Raw genomic sequence first — 20,397 nt, forward strand, 5'->3', positions numbered from 1 at the left:
GCCTAGTCCTCGGCCGAATCGCCGAAGAAGAGCCCTGCCGCCGGGGTTTGCGCGAGCATGCCCGAATCAAACGGCCCGATCCCGAAAAAGCAATTGACAAAACCATAGAAACACCCCCCCCCATCGCGCAATCCGTGCGCACGACGTCGAATATTACGCAGTCCGTGCGCACGACGTCGAATTTCGCGCAGTCCTGTCAAAACGATCGAGTTTTGCGGCGATTTTCCGCCTTTTTATGATTGCTCGCCAACACACGATTTTCATTGTCCCAGTTCAGAAGCTTATCCGCTTGCTTTATCCTGGTTTGAGGACCAGCAAAACTCGTCCGTTTTGACAGATGGGCCCTACGCGTCCGAAAACCGATCGAAAGTCGGCAGCGTCCCGAAAGCCCTTCACGGCAACTCACAGCACTGCGGCTCTCAGCATGCGGCACGCTTGCGCGAAACCATCGTACGGACGAACCCGCTCGCCTAAAGCAGCAGCAAGCTGACGCGCCGCCTTGTCGAAGCGAGCAAGATCCATGATCTGGTGATTCGTCATCGTGCGCACCGACACCCCCAGATGGGACAAGTCATCGCGACGTTCCGAATCCCTTGCGATCCGAGAAGGACCGGTATGGTACTCGTCGCTTTCGTACTCAACGTCGAGCTTCGCTTGCGACCAGTACAGATCGCATAAGTAGTATCCCTTTTCGGTGCAATCTCGCCGCGCGTCCGGCACATCCATTCGATAATTCAATTCGGGATGCGAAAGCGCATAGCCGCCCATTCTTCGCGGAAGGCAAAGCAGCAACGTCAAAGCCGTCTCGCGCGGCGAAGCGGAACAGGCGACCAAATGCTTGAGGACTCTTCGAGCCGCAGCCGCGCCAGGAATTCCCCGTGCAGATTCGACGTATCGAGCAAGGGCCGACGCCGTGGTCAAAAGCATGGGCCTCCCGTACCGCGTGCGCCCATCGCAGTTGCGCGCGTACGTTCCGCACAACTCGAATCCCAAGGCAAGAAGCTCCAACGCAGGCAAGACGGAAGCCATCTGCACGAAGCACAGCTCCGGCGAGCTCGCGTACAGATCTTCGTCCAATCGCACGAATGATCCAGGAGGAAACGGGCGCGCATGAACATGGCAGCGCACGCCGACGCGGTCGATCCGATCGCACGTACAGGGCACGACCACATGCACGGGCGATTCGCGAGAAACGCGCCCGAGCGGCAATCCGCTTTCAAGAAGCAGGGAATCCCCGCGAGCGCGATCGACATCTACGGCCTTGCGGCCCTGGAAAAACGCCGCGGTATCGGCATCGCGGCTGCGAGCCCGCGCCGCCTTGTCCGCATCGCCGATAAGCTCCGACGATCCGACGGGATGCCGAACGCGTTTTCCAGAGCAGGGCACCCGAAGGCGGGCGTCGAACCTTCCCGACCGCCAACATTCCAACGCTGTTATATGGCTGATGTATATAGTCATATATTAAGACTAGCAAGGGCAACGCCCCTCATGTTCGCGGACAATCGTTTCGTTATCTTCACGTTATCTTGCGCTGGATTCCTGCTAGATTCCCGCTAGACCCGTGCTAGATTCCTGCAAGGTTTTCGCAAAACCACGCCCAGAAGACGGCAGGCGTGCATCCGCGCCGATGCACGCGCAGGCAAAGGCGAAAGCGGGATCGCGGCTGAAAGCAAACGGCGAACGGGCGGGCCGAGACGAGCGCGCAGCTAGAGGAAGGCACGCGGGTCAAAGTGGACGCACGGCTGGAAGCAGGTACGCAAGCTGAAGCAGGCGCGCAAGCTGAAGCAGGTCCGCAGGCTGAAGCAGGCGCGCAAGCCGAGGCGAGCGCACCGGCTGAAACAACCGTGCGGACCGAAGCGGAGCACGCAGACCGGCGGAACGGACAGCTTGCAGGAACGCGTGCAGTAGCAGAATGTATTCGACACGGTCCGCTGTCAAAACGATCGAGTTTTGCGGCGATTTTCCGCCTTCTCGAGGTTGTTCGCTGATGCGTGATTTTCATTATCCCAGTTCAGAAGCTTACCGGCTTGCTTTATCCTGGTTTGAGGACCAGCAAAACTCGTCCGTTTTGACAAAACTTCGAACTGAAGATGGGGTCAGCGAGGACTGCAAGTCCCCGAAGCGCAAGACGGAGCCGGGCACGTCGCAAGCCCCCGAAACTGGAACGGAACCGGGTACGCGGGCAGCGCCCGTCCTCGCCGCGCGACCGCCTCCTAAAACAACACGGGACCCGGCGCGAAGCCGGGTCCCGAAACGTGCAAGCTTTTCGAACGAGCGCTTACATCATCGTCTGAATCGCGACGAACAGCGGGGTGAACGTCAGCGAAACGATGGTCATCAGGTTGATGAGGATGTTCATGGACGGACCAGAGGTGTCCTTGAACGGATCGCCCACGGTGTCGCCGACAACGGCGGCCTTGTGAGCATCGGATCCCTTACCGCCATGATAGCCCTGCTCGATGTACTTCTTCGCGTTGTCCCACGCGCCACCGGCGTTGGACATGAAGATGGCCATGAGCATACCCGTGGCAACGGCGCCGGCCAAAAAGCCGCCCAGCATAGCCGGGTTGAAGCAACCGATCGCGACCGGCACGATAATGGCAAGGCAACCGGGAAGCATCATCTCGCGCAGCGCGGAGCTGGTGGAGATGGCCACGCACTTGTCGTACTCGGGCTCGGCCTCGTACTCCATGATGCCCTTGATCTCACGGAACTGGCGACGCACTTCCTCGACCATGGCATGAGCAGCGCGGGACACGGCGCCCATGGTGAGGGCCGCGAACATGAACGGCATCATGGCGCCGATGAAGATACCGGCAACGATCAGAGGATCGGTGAGCGTCAGCTCGAAGTTCGGAATAGCATGGTGCATCGTGGCCTGGTAGGACACGAACAGCGAGATAGCGGACAGGCCCGCAGAGGCAATGGCGAAGCCCTTCGCGATGGCAGCGGTGGTGTTGCCCACGGCGTCCAGCGCGTCGGTGCGATCACGCACTTCCTCGGGAAGTCCGGCCATCTCGGCGATGCCGCCCGCGTTGTCGGCAACAGGGCCGTACGCGTCGACGCCAATGGTGATAGCGGTGTTGGAAAGCATGCCAGTTGCGGCAAGACCCACGCCGAACAGGCCGACGGCAATGCCGCCCTCAGCCGAGGCGAGCGGGAACGCAAGGTTGCCGAACGTGTACGCGCCGATGATAGCCAAAGCAACCAGCACGATCGGAGCGATGGTGGACAGCATGCCCGTGCCGATGCCCTCGATGATGACCGTGGCGGCACCGGTGTCGGCAGCCTCGGCGATCTTGTGGACCGGCTTGTACTTGTCGGAGCAGAAGTACTCGGTGATCTTGCCGATGGCAAGGCCGGCCACCAGGCCGCACAGCACCGAGCCGAACAGCCACAGCGGCTGCGCCTCGACGGACTGGGAGTTCCAGATGGAGAACAGGCAGAAGATCACGACGATCTCGATGCCGGCAGCCAGGTACGTGCCGCGGTTGAGCGCCTTGTGCAGGGCAGCGCCTTCCTTGGTGCGCACGGCGAACAGGCCGATGATGGACGTGAGGATACCGGTTGCCGCGATGATGAGCGGCGTCACCAGGGCCCACACGAGGTCGCCCGTGGCGAAGTACCCGCCCAGCGCGCCGAAAGTGGCGGCCAGGATGGTGGGGGCCAGGATGGCGCCCGTGTAGGACTCGAACAGGTCGGCGCCCATGCCGGCCACGTCGCCTACGTTGTCGCCTACGTTGTCGGCGATGGTGGCGGGGTTGCGGGGATCGTCCTCGGGAATGCCCGCTTCCACCTTGCCCACGAGGTCAGCGCCAACGTCGGCGGCCTTCGTGTAGATGCCGCCGCCCACACGGGCGAACAGCGCAACAGCAGAAGCGCCGGTGGCGAAGCCTTCGACCATGCCGATGTTGGTGTGCATCTGAGCAACCTCGACGATGTCGATGCCGAACACCAGCAGGATAAGCCACAGCGACAGGCCCAGCAGGGCGAACGACGCCACGCACAGGCCCATGGTGAGGCCGGACTTGAAGCTGATGTTCAGGGCCTTGGCAACCGACTCCTCGGCAGCGTGAGCGGTACGCGTGTTCGCGCGCGTTGCCACGTGCATGCCAACGTAGCCGGCCGCCGCAGACATCACGCCGCCCGTGACGAACGCAAGCGCCGTGATCGGCGACAGGAATACCGCCATAACAACGGCCACGATCACCATGAAGATCACGAGCAGCTTGTACTCGCTCATCAAAAACGCCTTAGCGCCCTGCTGGATCTTCAGGGAGATGTTATTCATCTTGTCCGGACCCGGGTCCTGCTTCAGAACCCACGTTCCGAGGTAGGCTGCCATGCAAATGCCGATGAGGGCGCACACGGGAGCCATCCATGCGACTGCAGTAGTCACGTGTCTCCTCCTTTTTTCGACCAATACGATATGCGACCTTTTCGCCGGGCATTCGAGCGAGAAAGTCGCAACCGCTTTATTCTAGAGGATTTGCAGATAATGTGAACCCGTAATCGAGTTTTTTTGGATACATGAAATTGCAAGCGTTTCACCAGGAATCAGGCCGCGCATCGACAATCAGGGCGGATTCAAGCTGCAAACGAAGCGATATCCGGTATACTTCGCCTTTTCACATCACCGACGATGCATGCATCTGAACCACGCGAGGAGCACGTTATGCCCGGTATACGCCACGCACGCGCCGCACAAGACGCGGTGCGTGCGCTTTTCGCCCTGATCGCGGGCGCCGTCGATCGCTTCCGATCCCTGCCGTCCGCGAAAAAGGCGCGTCCCTTCGTTCTTGCGCTTGCCGTGCCAACGGCTTTCCTGCTGCTCGAAGTGCCCTACAACGCGAACCTGCTTTCCATGGATCCTTATTATGCGGGGTTGAACCTCGTCCTCTTGGCGATCCTTTTCGGCATCTGCTACTTCGTCGGGCAGCGCTCCCGCGCGGCTGTTGCGGCGTTTCTGCTGGCTTGTCTGGCGGCCGGAACGGCAAACCACTTCGTCATCATGTTCAAAGGCCAGCCCGTCGTGCCTGCCGACCTGTTCGCCCTGTCCACGGCCGCGTCGGTGGGATCGGGCTACTCCTTCGAGCTTGACGCGAGCCTGCTTGCGAGCATCATGCTGTTCTTGGGGTACTGCGCCGTGCTGTTCCTGATGCCGAAGCAGCGGCTCTCGTTCCGACGCGGCTTGACCAACGCCACGTGCGCGCTTGTGCTGGTTGGAGGCTTCGGCTGGTCGCTAGCCGCCGTCGACATCGAAAAAGCCTTCGATTGCACGGTGGACGTATGGGGCGTCAAGGAATCGTACGCCGAGCAAGGATCGGCGCTTTGCTTTCTCAAGCGCGTCCAAGACCTGAGCCCTGCCGAACCCGACGGATACGCAACCGCGGCCATCGAGGACATGCTGGACTCGTACGCAGACGCCACGGCCATCCCGGAAGCGCATGCCGGCGAACTTGTCGAACAGCCCACGGTCATCGCCATCATGAACGAGACGTTCTCCGACCTGTCGCGCTACCCCGGCCTTGCCGACACCGAGGCCCGCCCCGCCCGGTTCCACGAGCTTGCCGCCGAAGCGCTCGAGGCCGGCGAAGCCTACGCCTCGGCCATGGGAGGCGGCACCTGCAACAGCGAGTTCGAGTTTCTGACCGGGTCGAGCATGGCGCACCTGGGCGGAGGCGTGTATCCGTACGTGCTTTACGACCTGGACAAAGCCGAAAGCCTGGTGTCGTACTTCTCATCGATGGGCTACGCCACGCACGCGCTGCATCCGGCCGAGGGCACGAACTGGAGGCGCGACCGAATCTACGCGCAGCTGGGATTCGACCGATTCAGCGACATAGCCTCCTTCGACGGCGCGGACACGTTGCGCGGCCTGGTCACCGATCGCGCCACCTACGACTACGTGCTGAACCTGTTGGCGGAAAACGAGCAGCCCCAGTTCATCTTCGACGTGACCATGCAAAACCACGGCGGCTACGACGTGGGCGGCCTTTCCGAAGAGATGAGCGTGAGCGTTCCGCTTCCCGACGGAACCACGTCGCTCGAGCTGAACGAGTACGCAAGCGTCATCCGCCAGGCAGACCAGGATCTGGCGTATCTGACAGAGCAGCTGAACGCGCTTGAGAGGCCGGTGGTCCTCTGCTTCTTCGGCGATCATCAACCCGGTTTCAGCGACTGGCTGTTCGAAGCCACGCACGAAGGCGTGTCCGCAGACGATCTGGGGCTCGATGCCGTGCAGTCGCGCTACGCTGTACCCTACCTCATCTGGGAAAACGACGCCGCACGCGCAATCAAGCAACAGCGTGGAAACCCTGTCGAGGACGAAGCCGACGCCCTCGCCACAGGACCGGTCGAGCAACGGTCGAGCCTGAACTACCTGGGCGCCAAGCTGGTGGACTCAGCAGGCCTTCCCACCACGAACTACCAGCGCTTTTTGCTGTCGATCAGCGAATCCATACCCGCCGTCAACCTCAACGGCTACCTGAGCGCCGACGGCACCTGGCACTGGCTCGACGAGGAAGCGGACGCCGAAAACCTGCTAGACGCCTACGCCTGGATACAGTACGACAACCTGTTCGGCTAAGGCCGAGACAACGAACAAGGCGGGAGACGATACCGTCCCCCGCCTTGCGCCATTCCCCGTTTTGCGCGCACAACCCTACAGGTTATCCCTCACCCATTGGATGTTGCCCTGCACGGTGGCTATGAGCTCTTCGAGGTCGTCGAACTTGCGCATGGGTCGCAACCAGTGCAGGAACTCCACCTTGATGGGCTTTCCGTACAAGTCGCCCGAGAAATCGAGCAGATGCACTTCGCAGGTGGCCGTCGCGCGATCGGCGAACGTAGCCGCCACGCCCACGTTGACCGCAGCCTTGTAGCGAGCGCCGTCGACCACGGCCCACGCGGCGTACACGCCGTCGCCTAGCGGGCGCAGCTGATCGTCCACCACCAGGTTCGCCGTCCGAAATCCCAGGTCCGCACCCTCTCCGCGCCCGGGCATTACCGTTCCCGTCATGAAGTACGCGCGTCCTAGAAGCCGGTTCGCTTCCTCGATGGCGCCGTCGGCCAAAAGCAGGCGGATGCGCGTGGCCGTTATGGGCGCGCCGTCTTCGCTCTTCAGGCTATGGGCGCGCACGTGCGTGCCCTCGACAGAGCCCCACGCATCCAGGTCGTCCACGGTTCCTGCCGCGCGAGCTCCGAACTTGAAGTCGAACCCCACGTGTAGAAACGCCGGCGGCGTACCGTCGAACGTCTGCACGAGAAAGCGCTCGGGCGAAGACGCCGCGAATTCCCGCGTGAAAGGAAGCGCCACCACCGCGTCCACGCCGGTTTGCGCCAGCATGGCCAAGCGCTCGTCGTTCGTCATGAGCTTCTTGAGCCGATCGGGGTGAAACACCTCGTCAGGATCGATGTCGAACGTCAGCGCCACGCTGCGTCCGCCGCTTTCGCGCGCCGTCTCGCGCGCGCAGTCAAGCAGGAACCGATGCCCGCGATGCACGCCGTCGAACACGCCGAACGCGCACGACGCGCCGGAGAAGAACGCATGGTCGAAAGATTCGTCCGCCCTATAGATCTTTGCCACGAGACACCCCCGTCTGAAACACGCAGCGCGCCTGATACGCAGCGCGCGCCTGATCGTAACCGTACAGCGCAACCAATTTGTTGTCGGCAATCACCGCAACCGTCTCCCCGTCCTTCGGACCCGTGCAGCTTTCGCGCACGCCCGAGGTGCACGCGCACAGCTCAAGGTCGGCCGTCGAGCGACGCCGCTCGTACAGGGGATGCGCCGAAGCAGGCAACGGAGAGCCGTTCGCCACCTTCGGGACAGCCGCATCCTGCGCGAACAGGAAGCGCCCGCCCAAAAGCCGAATGGGATCGAGCGCGGCGCGGTCCTTGAGCTCCGCGAGCACGTCCAAGCTGACGCACTCTTCCAAGTCGAGCGTCCCCAGGCGCGTCCGCTCCAACGCGGCAACGTGAGCCGGGCAGCCGAGCGCCACCCCCACGTCGCGCGCCAATGCGCGAATATAGGTGCCCTTCGACACGTGGAACGCCACGTCCCAGGTGGGAAGCTCGTCGCCGCGGCCCTCGCGCACCTCGAGCAAGCGCGCCTCGTACACCTCGATGTCGCGCGGAGCCAGGTCGATGATATTGCCCGCACGCGCAGCTTCGTAGGATTTCTTCCCGTTCACCTTGATGGCGGAATACGCCGGCGGCAGCTGCTTGCTAGCCCCCACCAGTCCCTCCACAAACGAAGCGGCGAAGACGGGGTCGGTCACGCAAGCCGGAACGTCGCCCGTCCGCGTCACGCGGCCCTCGGCATCGTCGGTATCGGTCCCCACGCCGAACGCGATGGTCACGCGGTAGTGCTTGTCGTGCGCGGTCAAATACGACCCGAGCCTGGTGGCGGGGCCGATACAGATGGGAAGCACCCCGGTTGCCATGGGATCGAGCGTGCCCGTGTGCCCCACGCGACGCTCCCCGAATATGGTCCGGCATCGATTCACCACGTCATGCGAACTCATGCCGCCGGGCTTGTTGACCCCTACGACCAGCGAAAGCCCCGATGTTCCCCGCTTCACCCCGTGCACGCCCCTTCGCCAGCCTTGGCCCCAACCGTCTTCTCCAATGCGGCGTCCACCAAGGCCACCGCTTCGTCCAAGGAGCATTCGAGCGTGAATCCCGCAGCAGCCCGATGCCCTCCCCCGCCGAACGTGCGAGCGAGCGTCGCAACGTCGGTGTCGTCCTTCGCGCGCAGGCTTCCGCGCACGACGTCTCCCTGCTCGCGCAGCATGCAGGCAACGCGCACGCCCGACACTGCGCGCAGCGCGTCGATGATGGGCTCGGCGTCGGCCTTCACCGCGCCTGCCGACTCGAAATCGTCAAGGGACAGCCAGCTCATGGCGTACGCGCCGCCGGCTCCAAACCGCATGCGGCCCACGGCGACGCCTTCAAGGCGCACCGAGGGGAGCGAGCGATTCTGGAAGATGGCCCGCGAAACGAACGCCGGGTCGGCGCCCGCTTCGACCATCTGAGCCGCGGCGCGCATGGCGGCCGCGTCGGTGTTCTGATACTGGAAGCGCCCCGTGTCCGTGACCAGCCCCGTGTAGCAGCACAGGGCGACGTCTCCCGAACGGTCGACGCCGAGCAGCCCCGCCACGTCCCACACGAGCACGGTGGTAGACGCCGCGTCCGGATCCACGTACACCAGATCGGTCATCGTGGTATCCACCGCATGGTGATCGATGGTGACCGCAAGGTCGCATTGGTCGCGCAGCGCGGCCGCAGCCTCGGCGATGCGCTCGCGCGTGGGCACGTCCACGGCCACGAACGTGCGCGCAGGCCCTTCGTACAGCTCGGCCGGGACAAGGTCGTCGGCACCAGGCAGAAACCGCAAGCGCTCGTCGATCGGCTCGTTTTTGGCAAGCACGCACGTCACGCGCTTGCCAAGCTGCCGCAATGCGGCAGCGAGCGCAAGCTGCGACCCGATGCAATCCCCGTCGGGACTCACGTGCCCGCACAGCACGAAGTCATCGCGCTGCTTGAACGCCGCGGCAAGCGCCGCAAGATCGGTATTCGTTTGGGGGGTAACGGACATACGGTCTCCCTGCTATTCGTCGGCCGATTCCGCCACCTGCGCGCGGGCGCGCTCGTCTGCAAGGGGGTCGGCGTCGGCGGGCACGTCCGCATCGGTCGGCTCGTCCACCTTGTTGCGCGCGGCATCGCGCTCGAGCGCCGTAGCAATGCGCTCGGCCTGGTCGACGCTGCGATCCAGCAAGAAGCGCAGCTCGGGAGCGATGCGCCACGACAGTTTGCGAGCCATGAGCGAGCGGATGCGGCCCGACGCCTTGGAAAACGCCGCCGCCACGTCCTCGTAGCGCTCGGGCTCGGTGGTGTAGAACACGTTGCACACGCTGCGGTCGTAGCTGACCTCGCAGCCCGTGATGGTCACGAGCTCAAGGCGGGGATCGGATATCTCGAACAAAAGGATGCTCGCGATGACCTCGCGGGCCTGCTCGTTCACCTTGCGGTTGGAAGAACTCTGTTTCATGATGCCATCTCCTTCCGAAGAGGGGTTATGCGCAAAACGCGCTCGTCAAGCCCAGTGTAACGTGGAACGTTTGACGAGCGCGCAGATTATTGCAGTGACGGAGAACGGTTACTCGGTCCGCTCGACTTCCTTGATCTGGTAGCCTTCGATGTGGTCGCCCACCTTGAGGTCCTGGAACTTCTCGATGCCGATGCCGCACTCGTAGCCCTGCTTCACGGACTTCACGTCGTCCTTGAAGCGACGCAGCGAAGCCATGACGCCCTCGAAGATCACCGTGCCGTCGCGGACGATGCGCACCTTGTCGTCGCGGTTGATCTCGCCCTCGATGATGTAGCAGCCGGCGATCGTGCCCACCTTCGGCACCTTGAACGTGTCGCGCACCTCGGCGATGCCGGTGTCCTCTTCCACGATGTCCGGGGACAGCAGGCCCACGCGCGCCGCATTGATCTCCTCGATAGCCTGGTAGATGATGCGATACAGGCGGATGTCCACCTTCTCCTTCTCGGCTTGCTGCTTGGACTTGCCGGTCGGGCGCACGTTGAAGCCGATGATGATGGCGTCGGAGGCCGAGGCCAGCGTAACGTCGGTCTCGGTGATGCCGCCCACGGCCGAGTGCACGATGTTGATGCGCACCTCGGACTGGTCCATCTTCTCGAACGCGTCGCGCAGCGCCTCGATGGAGCCCTGCACGTCGGCCTTCACGATGAGGTTCAGGTCGGTCTGCTTGCCCTCCTCGATGCGGCTGAACAGATCGTCCAGGCTCATGTGGGACTTGGCGTCCTGCTCGGCCAGGCGGGCGCGCAGCGCGCGCTCCTCAGCCAGCTTGCGCGCATCGCGCTCGTCGGCGAACACGCGGAACTCGTCGCCGGCGGTGGGAACGCTGTTCAGACCCAGAATCTCCACCGGATCCGCCGGAAGCGCCTCGTCGACGTGCTTGCCGCGCGGGTCGACCAGCGCACGGACGCGGCCGTGCGACGTGCCGGCCACCACGACGTCGCCCGGATGGAGCGTGCCGCGCTGGACGAGGACGGTGGCCACGGGGCCGCGGCCCTTGTCGAGGTTCGCCTCGATGACGAAGCCGGAAGCCTCGGCGTTGGGGTTCGCCTTGAGTTCGAGCACATCGGCCTGCAGCAGGATGGTTTCAAGCACGTCGTCGATGTGCAGGCGCTTCTTGGCCGACACCTCCACGAACATGTTGGAACCGCCCCACTCCTCGGGGATGATGCCGTATTCGGTAAGCTCCTGGCGCACGCGATCGGGGTTGGCGCCCGGCTTGTCGATCTTGTTCACGGCCACCACGACGGGGACCTCGGCGGCCTTGGCGTGGTTGATAGCCTCGATGGTCTGCGGCATGACGCCGTCGTCAGCGGCAACCACCAGGACGATAACGTCAGTGACCTGGGCGCCGCGAGCGCGCATGGCCGTGAACGCCTCGTGGCCCGGCGTGTCGATGAACGTGATCTGACGGCCGTCGATCTCAACGACGGACGCACCGATGTGCTGCGTGATGCCGCCGGCCTCGCTGGCCACCACGCCGGTGTCGCGGATGGCGTCCAGAAGCGACGTCTTGCCGTGGTCGACGTGGCCCATGACGGTGACCACGGGCGGACGCGACTTGAGGTCCTCGTCCTTGTCGTGGTACACCACCGCGTACTCCTCTTCGGGAGACACGACGCGCACCTTGCGGCCCATGTCGTCGGCGATAAGCTCCACCAGGTCGTCGCTCATGGACTGCGTCAGCGTGAGCACCTGGCCCAGCATGAACAGGCGCTTGATGATGTCGTTAGGCTGCACGCCCAGCAGCTCGGCGAACTTGCCGACGGTCGAGCCCTGCGGGATCTCCACCACGGAGTCGTCGAGCACCAGCTCGGGGTCGAGGCCCTTCTCGATGGCCTCCAGCTCCAAGCGCTCGCGCGTCTCGGCCTCGCGCTTCTGCTTGCGCTTCTTGCGGCGGCCTTCGCCCTCGCTCGACGTGGTGGCGGCGGCAACGGCGGCGCGGGCCTCGGCCAGCACCTTGTCGCGCTGCAGCTTCTCGGCCTGCACGGCCATCTGGGCATAGCGGTCCTCGGGCTGGGTCTGCTGCGCCTCCAGCTCGGGAACGATCTGCTCCACGTGGCCGCCCTTGCGGCCGTGCTTCTTGGGAGCGCGGTCGGGCTTGCCCGACTTGCGCGCGGAGGACGCTTCCTGCTTCTGCGCCTCGATGCGCTGCTTCTCGGCCTCGATCTGCGAAAGCAGCGAGTCGAAGCCAGACGCCTTCTTGGCGCCCAGCACCGGAGCGGGCTTCTTGGGGGCCGGAGCGGACTTGCCGCCCTTGCCGCTGCGCTGGCGCAGCGCTTCCTCGACGGCCTGCTTCTTGGCCACCTCGGCGGCCATCTTGGCCTGACGGGCGCGAGCGCGGGCTTCCGCAGCCTCGCGGGCTACGCGCTCCTTCTCGCTCTCGATCTGGCTGGCCAGGCTCTCGAACGGCGACGACGCCGGCGCTTTGCGCGGATGGTCGCCCTCGTCGTGGGAGCCGCCCTCGTCGGACGGGCCCTCTTCGGCGCGGCGGGCACGCTCGGCCTCGCGGGCGGCGCGCTCCTGCTCCACGGCTTCGCGGCGGGCGCGCTCTTCCTCGGCGCGCTTGCGCTCGGCCTCGGCGCGCTCTTCCGCCAGCTTCCTGGCCTCTTCGTCCTCGAGCTGGCCCGCGCGCTGCTTGATCTCGGGCTCGAGGTTCTTGCGGATCTTCTCAACGTAGGCGTCGGCGAGCATGCTCGCATGGCTCTTCGCAGGGATCTTCATCTGTTGCAGCTTGTCGAGCAGCTCTTTGCTCGACATATCGAATTCCTTCGCCAACTCATGTACGCGCATGCTGGCCATATACCACTCCTCTACTTCTTAATTCGCTTCGCGCGAGGCCGTTGCGACGTCGGCAGCGATCCGTTCGTACTCATCGCCGCCGAGCGTCGTCTTGAGCGCCCGGTCGAGCTTTTTCTTCTTGCATGCGGCGGCGAAGCATTCTGCGGAGCAAACGTACGCCCCCCTGCCCGGCGCACGGCCGGTCCCGTCGAACGACACGGTGCCCGAAGGATCGCGCACGATGCGCAGAAGACCGGCTTTCGCCGCCGGCGTTCCGCATGCGATGCAGCTGCGCTGCCCCTTAGTCGTCGTCGTGTTCATTCGCAAGGCCGCCTACCTGGTAACTCTTAAGCCTCGTCGAGGTCCGCGTGGACGCCGCAGTAGCGGCTGCCCGGACGAGCGTGGTTGCGGCAGCGAACGCCGTCCTCGCCCACGTACGAGCACAAGCCCGCCTCGTCGTCCACGTCTTCCTCGTCGATCAGCATATTGCCCTCGGAGGGAAGCTGCTCGCTTGTAAAGCTTGCGCTCTTGATGTCGATGTGCCAGCCTGTCAAGCGCGCGGCAAGGCGGGCGTTCTGGCCCTCTTTGCCGATAGCCAGCGACAGCTGGTCGTCGGGCACGACCACCGTGGCGTAGTGGTTGTCCTCGTCGATTATGACGCGCGTCACCTTGGCGGGCGACAAAGCGTTGGCCACGTACACGGCCGGATCCTCTGCCCACTGGATGACGTCGACGCGCTCGTTGCGCAGCTCTTCGACCACCATGCGCACGCGGCTGCCCTTGGGGCCGACGCACGCGCCCACCGGGTCGAGGTTCGCCTCGCGCGAAGCCACGGCGATCTTGGAACGGGCGCCCGGCTCGCGCGCGATCGACTTGATCTCCACCATGCCGTCGTAGATCTCGGGGACCTCGATCTCGAACAGGCGACGGATCAGATCGGGATGCGTGCGGGACACGACGATAGCCGGACGGGCCTGCTCGCCGCGCATCTTCGGCGCATCGGAGTTCGGGTCGCGCACTTCGATGATAAGCACCTTGAGGCGCTGGTTGTGACGGTAGTGCTCGCCCGCCGGGCGCTCGTTGCGCTCGTTGGGGCTGCGCTTGACGTCGTAGTGCGGAAGCTCCGCCTCCACGCCGTCGCGAATCTTGATAATGGTGAACTCGGGCGTGCCCTGCAGCACCGTGCCCGTGACCAGGTCGCCCACGCGGCTGGAGAACTCCTCGTAGATGGACTGACGACCCGCTTCGCGCACGATGGAGGCGATGACGCCCTTGGCGTTCTGCGCGGCGATGCGGCTCACGTCGGCCGGCGTGACGTCGCGCTCCTCGAACTCAAGGTACTCGCCGGTTTCCTCGTCGGGCTCTCCCACCGGAACCAGCTCGTACACGTAGATGTGCCCCGTCTGGCGATCGATGGTCACGCGAGCGTCCCACTCGAGGTCAAGAATGCGCTCGTAGCTCTTCGCCAGAGACACCTCCAGGCGCTCGATGAGATAGAACTCGTCGATCTTGCGTTCGTGGGCCAGCGCCTGCAAAGCCTCGATCAATTCTGAACTTGCCACGTCTTCGCTTCCTTTCCTCTTAAGCTCAAGCCTTCGAGCTGAAATCGATCATGCCCTTGAGATGGGCGCGCTTGATGGTGTCGAGCGGGATCTGCACGGAGGAGCCGTCCACGTCGAGCGTCACGACGCCCTCGCCAGCCCCCTGGATGGTGCCCGTCCACGTGCCGCGGCCGTCGAGCGGCTGCGCCTTGACCACGGCCGTCTGCCCCGCATAGCGCGCGAAGTGCTCGATCGTGCGCAGCGGGCGGTCGATGCCGGGCGAGGACACCTCGAGCGTGTAAGCCCCGGGAAACGGGTCCAGCTCGTCCATGATGTCGTTGATCCACGCCTGCGCGGAGGACAGCTCGTCAAAGCTCACGCCCTCGGGCGTGTCTATGAACACGCGAATGGTCGGAGCCTTCTTGGCGCCGACGACCTCCACGGTCACGACCTCCACGCCCTCCTGAGCCGCACGGGGTTCCAGCGCGTCAAGCAGCTGTTGTTCCTTTTTGCTGAGCACGCCTTCTCCTTTCTGTGCCCTAACATACAAAGAAAGCGGGTGAAACCCACTTTCTCGTCTGCGAAAGTATGGTGCGCGCCGTCGCGCGCTTGCTGTTCTGCAATGCGCGAATATTTATACCATACGGCCCGCGTTTTGCCTAGTCTTGCCAAGAAGCTGCCCGCAAGTTCCCCACATTTTGCGCGAGGGCCGCGCGAAGGGGCCCGCGCAGCCGAATCCGGACCCCTGCCGGCGAAATCGCCGAGGGACCGGCCGTTTGGGCGCAGGCACGGCGTACCCGTCATCCTGCAATTCAAACGGACGAGCCCCGGCAGCGATTCCGCCGGGGCTCGAAGCCCGGCTACACGTCCGCGCGAGCGGAATCCTCCACGTTCATGTCCATGGTCTGGAATCGGTTCTGCATGTACTCGTTGTCGAAGTGCTTGGCGTAGAACTGCTCGATGGGCGTCTCGGGAGCCTTCCCCGCCATGCGCTGGTACCAGCAGTCGATGGACTGGATGCTCATGATGCCGTCCACCAGCATGAGCGCCGCGCACACGGCCGTCACGCCGTAGCGCCAGTTCCACGGGATCATGTTGATCAGCTTGAGCAGCTGCGGCAACAAGAGCTTGATCCACGCCATGCCCAAAACGCCCCACATCACCATGAACACGAAGTTCGTGCGCCCGTCGATGGACAGGAACGATCCCGTGTAATCCCATGCGCGGATGCCGAAGGCGAACTCCATGATCCAGCTGGTGAAGAACTCGAACGCACCGCCGATGACGGCGCTCACCAAAAAGACCACCCAGATAGGCTTGTCATGGAAGCGGTTGAGCGCGATGGTCATGAGCAGCGCGCCGAAGCCGTAGATGGGCGAGAACGGCCCGAACAGCATGCCGGCGCGGTCCTGGTACTCGTGGAACAGAATGAAATGGTAGATCGTCTCGATGACAAGACCCAGGATGCAGCACACCACGAAGATCCAGAACAGGTTGAAGAAGTTCAGCGTGATGAATCCTTTTTTGGGCTTGCGCTGTCGCGCGACCTTGCGCTCCTGGGCGCGCTGCTCCTTGTCCATCTTCTTGAGCTTGTGCTGCAGCCGACGCTCCTCTACCAGTTGCGGGTCGAGGTACGCGGTCACCGCAATGAGGATGACCAGCTGGATCAGGTACCCGATGTGATGGGCGGAAAGGCCGAACAGCATCATGGTGCCGATGATGGACAGCACTGTCAAAGCAACCAGCGTGTTGGCCGCGGCCGCCGCATGCTCGCGCCGGTTGCGGATCAGGCGGTAGCCCAAGAACACGAAGAGCACGGCGGTGACCACGAGCACCACCATGAGGGCGGAGAAGATGATCACCGACGCCATGCGGTAGCCTTCGCCGCCGATGCCCTGGACGAACGCCAGGACCACCGGGATCAGATCGCCCAGCGACGTCAGGCCGCCCAGCATGCACAGCACGCCGAACAGCTTCAAAAGCCAGGGCATGCGCCCGTCTTCCTTGTTGTTCCCCTCTTGCATTCCCATTCCTTTCGATCGAGCGGCGCCGCCGTCTTCGACGGTCGGGCACGCAGCCTTCTTTCTACTGTGCAGCCGCTTCACGCTTGCGTTGCAGGGTCCTCGGAAGCCGAGGCGCCGGCAAGCACGCGACGAAGACGCTTGAACCCTCTGAAGAACCGATAGTTCAGTATATCAACCGCGCCGTCCACCAGCCCCATGTCGACGCCCGACATGGCAAGCGTGCGAAGCGGCGTGTCCATGACCATGCGCTCGGCCGCCGCGCGCGCCGCAGGGTCGCTGCGCGCGAGCAGCTTCAGCTCGTGGCGCAGAATCCAATGCACGGCGCATCCCACGAGCGACGCCTTGAGATCCCCTACCGTCGCATTGGGCGTGTAGGGGCGCATGGCAACGATGACCTTGGGATACGGCTTGGCGTACAGCGCCCTGAACGCCTCGTCGGCAAATCCCGAGGCATGCACCGCGCGATACGCCTGCGGCACCGCTTGCCCCGCGCGGGGAACGCCCGCCACGTCAAGGGTGACGCGCAGCCGCACGTCTTGGCTGGAAGCGGACACCCGCACATCGTAAGCGCCCTCGAACACCTCCCAAGAGGACGTTTCAGGATCGTAATGCGCGAACGCCCGTCGAGGAAGCGCCAGTTCGACACGGCGCTCCTCGCCCGGCTCAAGCGCTACCTTCGCGAACGCCTTGAGTTGCTGAACAGGGCGGATTCCCGCGTCGTCGAGCGGCGCCACGTACAGTTGCACGGCCTCCCTGCCGAACCGATCCCCTACGTTTCGAACCGTGCAAGACACGGCGAACCCATCGTCGACCGCCTCGATATGCAGGCTCTCGTACGAGAAGCGGGTGTAGGACAGCCCGTGCCCGAACGGGTAGGCCACCTCCACGCCGGCGGCATCGTAGTACCGGTAGCCGGAGAACACGCTCTCCCGATAATGCGCCTGCCTTCCGGTAGCCGGGAAGAAGTCCGCGCACGGCGTGTCGACCAGGCACACGGGCCAGGTTTCCGCAAGCTTGCCCGAAGGGTTCGCGCGACCGAGCAGCACGTCGGCAGTCGCCTTCCCGCCGCAGCAGCCCGCCAAGTAGCTCAGCAGGATGGCGTTCGGACGGTCGCGCCAAGGAAGCTCTACGGGCGACCCACCCTGCAGAACCACCACGGTGTTCGGGTTGGCCGCGCACACGCGCTCGACCAGGCTGTCATGGCCTTCGGGCAGACCCATGTGGGAGCGGTCGGCTCCTTCCGACTCCGATGCGTCCGGCAGCCCGACGAACACCACAGCCGCATCGCAGCGCCGCGCGACCGCGGCGGCCTCCTCAAGCTGAGCCTCGGTTGCCGCGCCCGTTTCGCGATCGTAGCCTTCAGCGTACGAGCATGCGGCTTGGGCGGCGACCAGCTCGTCGAACGCGCAGTCGAGCGAAACGGGGTTGATCTTGGACGACCCCGCCCCCTGGTAGCGCGGGTGCTTTGCGAACGCGCCGATCACCGCGATGCGCGCGCCCAGCTCAAGCGGCAGGGCGCCCTCGTTCTTCAAGAGCACCGCCGACTGCTCGGCAACCTCGCGCGCAACCTCGAGGCGCGCGTCAAGGTCGCGGATCCGGACGATGTCGCGCGCACGCTCGTGCTTGTCGTGCAGCTGAAGCACGCGGCGCACGGCGTCGTCCAAGCGCTCGCGGGATATGCGGCCCGCGCGCACGGCGTCAGCCACGTCAAGGCGATAATCGGGGCGAACCCCGGGCATGACCAGGTCCAATCCCGCCGGCAGGCTGTCGGCGTTCGAGCTTTCGGCGCCCCAGTCGCACACGTAAGCGCCGTCGAAGCCCCACGCCTTGCGGCCAACCTCTTCCATAAGCCAAGGGTTCTCGGAGCAATACGTGCCGTTGATCAGGTTGTACGCGGTCATAATGGTCCAGGGCTTGCCCTGTTCCACAGCCAGCCGGAACGGCTCCAGGTACAGCTCGTGCAACGCCCGCTCGTCCACCACCGAATCGGAGATGAGCCGGTGCGTTTCCTGGTTGTTGCACGCGAAGTGCTTGAGCGACGCGCCCACGCCGCGGCTCTGCACGCCTTGGATGTAAGCCGCGCCCAGCGTGCCGGCCAGAAAGGGGTCCTCGCTGAAATACTCGAAGTTGCGACCGCACAACGGGCTGCGCTTCATGTTCACGCCGGGGCCCAGCACCACGGCCACGCCCTGTTCGCGCGCCTCGTCGCCTATGGCCTCCCCCATGCGCCGCAGCAGGTCGACGTCGAACGAGCACGCCGAGGCGCTGGCCGTGGGAAAGCACACGGCGGGATCGCTTTGGGAAAGCCCCAGGTTGTCGGCCGCGCCCGACTGGTGACGCAAGCCGTGCGGGCCGTCGGACACCTCGATAGGGGCAACGCCCAGCCGAGGGCAGCCGCCGAGGACCCAGTAGCCCTCGCCGGTCAGGCATGCGCACTTCTCTTCGAGCGTCATCTGCTCGAGCACCGATTCGACGTCCATAAGGCATCCTCTCCTTGCGCCCTGCTACGACAGCGGTTCCGGACCGGCGTCAAGGCCGCCGTGGGCCAGCGCATCGACGAACACGCGGTAATCAGCTTCGTTCTGGTCGGCGTAGGCGCGCGCGAAATCAGCTACGGCCCGGTCGAACGAACCCGATGTTCCCAGGTAGCCTGCGATGGCGCACCGATCGCCCGTGCGCGCATGAGCGCGTGCGAGCGTCCAGCCGCACAAACGGCCCGTGGCCTCGATCTCGGCGGCGGGCGCCGTTTCAAGATCGGTCGACGTCTTCCAATCCCAAAGCTGCCGTACGTAGTAATCGCGCTTGCGGCCCGTCTCGTCCGGCGCGCTCGTCCATCCGAGCAGCACGTCCCCCGCAGCCTGCATGAGCCGCTGCCCCTGCACCACGCGCTGGCCGTGGGACGCCCATCCGCTGGGTCCGCAATAACGCTCGAGCACCGAAGCCTGCGCTTCTTTCACCTGCAGCACAAGCGGATCGCGCACGTCTCGACCCACAAGCGCGATAATCCACGCTCGCGTGCCCACGCTTCCCACGCCCACCACCTTTTGGGCGGCGTCAAGGTATTCGTACTGATCGAACAGGCAGCATCGCTCGGGCGCAAGGCTTTCACGGTACCCCTCCAGAAGCTCGATGAGCGAGGCGGCCACGCGATCGGCCTCGGCAACGGACGAGAACCGATCGAGCGGAACCACGTTGGGGGGATCGAACGCGATGGTCGCTCCTGCTTCGCCCACCTGCACGAACCGGCCAAACGCACGGGCGCTCGTCTTCGAGAAGGCGCGTTCGAGCTGCTTGCGCACGCGGCGCTCCTCCTTTGCGGAAGCGCCCTGCAAGGCATGCGACAGCACCTCTTCCACATCGAGGCGCGCGCTGTGCACGTCAAGGGCCCCTTTGCGCGCGAACGAGGCCATGGCCTCGCGGTAGGCCGCCGTCGCAGAGCGCACCGCAGCGCGACGCCAACTGGGCTTGAAGCCGCGGTTGCGCCCGCATATTTCGATGCTTGCAGCCAGGCGCTTGACATCCCACTCCCACGGCGCGGGCGCGGTTTCGTCGAAATCGTTGACGTCGAACACAAGGCGCCGATCAGGTGCCGCGAAACCGCCGAAGTTCGCTATATGCGCATCGCCGCACGCCTGCACCGCCAAGCCGGTGGAAGGAGTGCGCGCAAGGTCGGCCGCCATGCCCGCCGCGTTGCCGCGGAAGAAGGCGAACGGAGACGCGCTCATGCGCAGATGGCGCTCGGGCAGCAGGTAGCGCAAGCGATCCGCCTCTTGCTCCCTCAAAAGGTCGATGACCTGGGAGCGACCCGCCTGCACGGACCAGGCGGCATGGGATGCGCGCGGAACGGCGCCGCGCAGGGCCTTGCCGCGGGAAAGCCCGCTTCCGACGGCCGCGCTGCAATCGCAATCAAGCTTCATGGGACCATCCCTTCCGAGCGCGCGAA

At 64.5% G+C, this 20,397-nt stretch carries 15 protein-coding genes; 2 read left to right on the forward strand and 13 right to left on the reverse strand.

All coding sequences use genetic code 11. From position 1 onward, the window contains the following. The coding region (locus tag LQE90_RS10645; RefSeq protein ID WP_231088297.1) for a hypothetical protein at positions 1-239 on the forward strand (239 nt) is incomplete at its 5' end. Between the two features lie 163 nt (positions 240-402). Here the strand turns inward: LQE90_RS10645 and LQE90_RS10650 are convergent. Together LQE90_RS10650 and LQE90_RS10655 are read right to left on the reverse strand one after the other, a co-directional pair. Beyond that, entirely contained in the window at positions 403-1,458 is a 1,056-nt protein-coding gene (locus LQE90_RS10650) for a putative endonuclease domain-containing protein (protein WP_216529716.1), read from the reverse strand. An 820-nt stretch (positions 1,459-2,278) separates the two neighbouring features. Continuing rightward, entirely contained in the window at positions 2,279-4,378 is a 2,100-nt protein-coding gene (locus tag LQE90_RS10655) for a sodium-translocating pyrophosphatase (RefSeq protein WP_181792564.1), read from the reverse strand. Positions 4,379-4,675: 297 nt separating this feature from the next. On the opposite strand from LQE90_RS10655, the gene LQE90_RS10660 reads away from it, so the two are divergent. After that, positions 4,676-6,589, forward strand: a complete 1,914-nt coding sequence (locus LQE90_RS10660; RefSeq protein ID WP_231088298.1) for an LTA synthase family protein — start codon at positions 4,676-4,678, stop codon at positions 6,587-6,589. 75 nt (positions 6,590-6,664) lie between these two features. Here the strand turns inward: LQE90_RS10660 and ribF are convergent, their stop codons facing one another. The 11 genes from ribF to LQE90_RS10715 all read right to left on the reverse strand — a co-directional run bounded on the left by ribF (position 6,665) and on the right by LQE90_RS10715 (position 20,371). Continuing rightward, positions 6,665-7,588, reverse strand: coding sequence for a riboflavin biosynthesis protein RibF (gene ribF, locus LQE90_RS10665; protein ID WP_114566931.1), 924 nt, complete (start codon positions 7,586-7,588; stop codon positions 6,665-6,667). Beyond that, complete coding sequence (truB, locus tag LQE90_RS10670; RefSeq protein ID WP_231088299.1) at positions 7,572-8,585, reverse strand: tRNA pseudouridine(55) synthase TruB; 1,014 nt, start codon at positions 8,583-8,585, stop codon at positions 7,572-7,574. Before truB ends, ribF begins: the two co-directional genes overlap by 17 nt. Next, positions 8,582-9,601, reverse strand: a complete 1,020-nt coding sequence (locus LQE90_RS10675) for a DHH family phosphoesterase (RefSeq protein ID WP_114566933.1) — start codon at positions 9,599-9,601, stop codon at positions 8,582-8,584. The genes truB and LQE90_RS10675 overlap by 4 nt, the downstream gene beginning before the upstream one ends. A 12-nt stretch (positions 9,602-9,613) precedes the next feature. Next, the gene (gene rbfA, locus LQE90_RS10680; RefSeq protein ID WP_114566934.1) at positions 9,614-10,054 is read right to left on the reverse strand and encodes a 30S ribosome-binding factor RbfA; all 441 of its coding nucleotides are present in this window, start codon (positions 10,052-10,054) and stop codon (positions 9,614-9,616) included. Positions 10,055-10,162: 108 nt separating this feature from the next. Then, the gene (infB, locus tag LQE90_RS10685) at positions 10,163-12,910 is read right to left on the reverse strand and encodes a translation initiation factor IF-2 (protein ID WP_216529719.1); all 2,748 of its coding nucleotides are present in this window, start codon (positions 12,908-12,910) and stop codon (positions 10,163-10,165) included. Positions 12,911-12,928: 18 nt separating this feature from the next. After that, positions 12,929-13,210, reverse strand: a complete 282-nt coding sequence (gene rnpM, locus LQE90_RS10690; protein ID WP_114566936.1) for an RNase P modulator RnpM — start codon at positions 13,208-13,210, stop codon at positions 12,929-12,931. Between the two features lie 26 nt (positions 13,211-13,236). Next, entirely contained in the window at positions 13,237-14,451 is a 1,215-nt protein-coding gene (gene nusA, locus LQE90_RS10695) for a transcription termination factor NusA (protein ID WP_114566937.1), read from the reverse strand. 25 nt (positions 14,452-14,476) lie between these two features. After that, positions 14,477-14,950 (reverse strand): ribosome maturation factor RimP, encoded by a 474-nt coding sequence (rimP, locus tag LQE90_RS10700; protein WP_216529720.1) that lies wholly within the window; start codon positions 14,948-14,950, stop codon positions 14,477-14,479. 340 nt (positions 14,951-15,290) lie between these two features. Next, positions 15,291-16,454, reverse strand: coding sequence for a putative ABC transporter permease (locus LQE90_RS10705; RefSeq protein ID WP_216529721.1), 1,164 nt, complete (start codon positions 16,452-16,454; stop codon positions 15,291-15,293). Positions 16,455-16,531: 77 nt separating this feature from the next. Beyond that, positions 16,532-18,934, reverse strand: a complete 2,403-nt coding sequence (locus LQE90_RS10710; protein WP_216529722.1) for a glycoside hydrolase family 3 C-terminal domain-containing protein — start codon at positions 18,932-18,934, stop codon at positions 16,532-16,534. Positions 18,935-18,958: 24 nt separating this feature from the next. After that, positions 18,959-20,371 carry a DUF2252 domain-containing protein gene (locus LQE90_RS10715; protein ID WP_216529723.1) on the reverse strand — a complete coding sequence of 471 codons (1,413 nt, stop codon included), beginning with the start codon at positions 20,369-20,371 and terminating at the stop codon, positions 18,959-18,961. Positions 20,372-20,397: the final 26 nt, after the last annotated feature.

It is taken from the genome of Paraeggerthella hominis, from assembly GCF_021044775.1.
GTDB classification, from domain to species: Bacteria; Actinomycetota; Coriobacteriia; order Coriobacteriales; family Eggerthellaceae; genus Paraeggerthella; species Paraeggerthella hominis.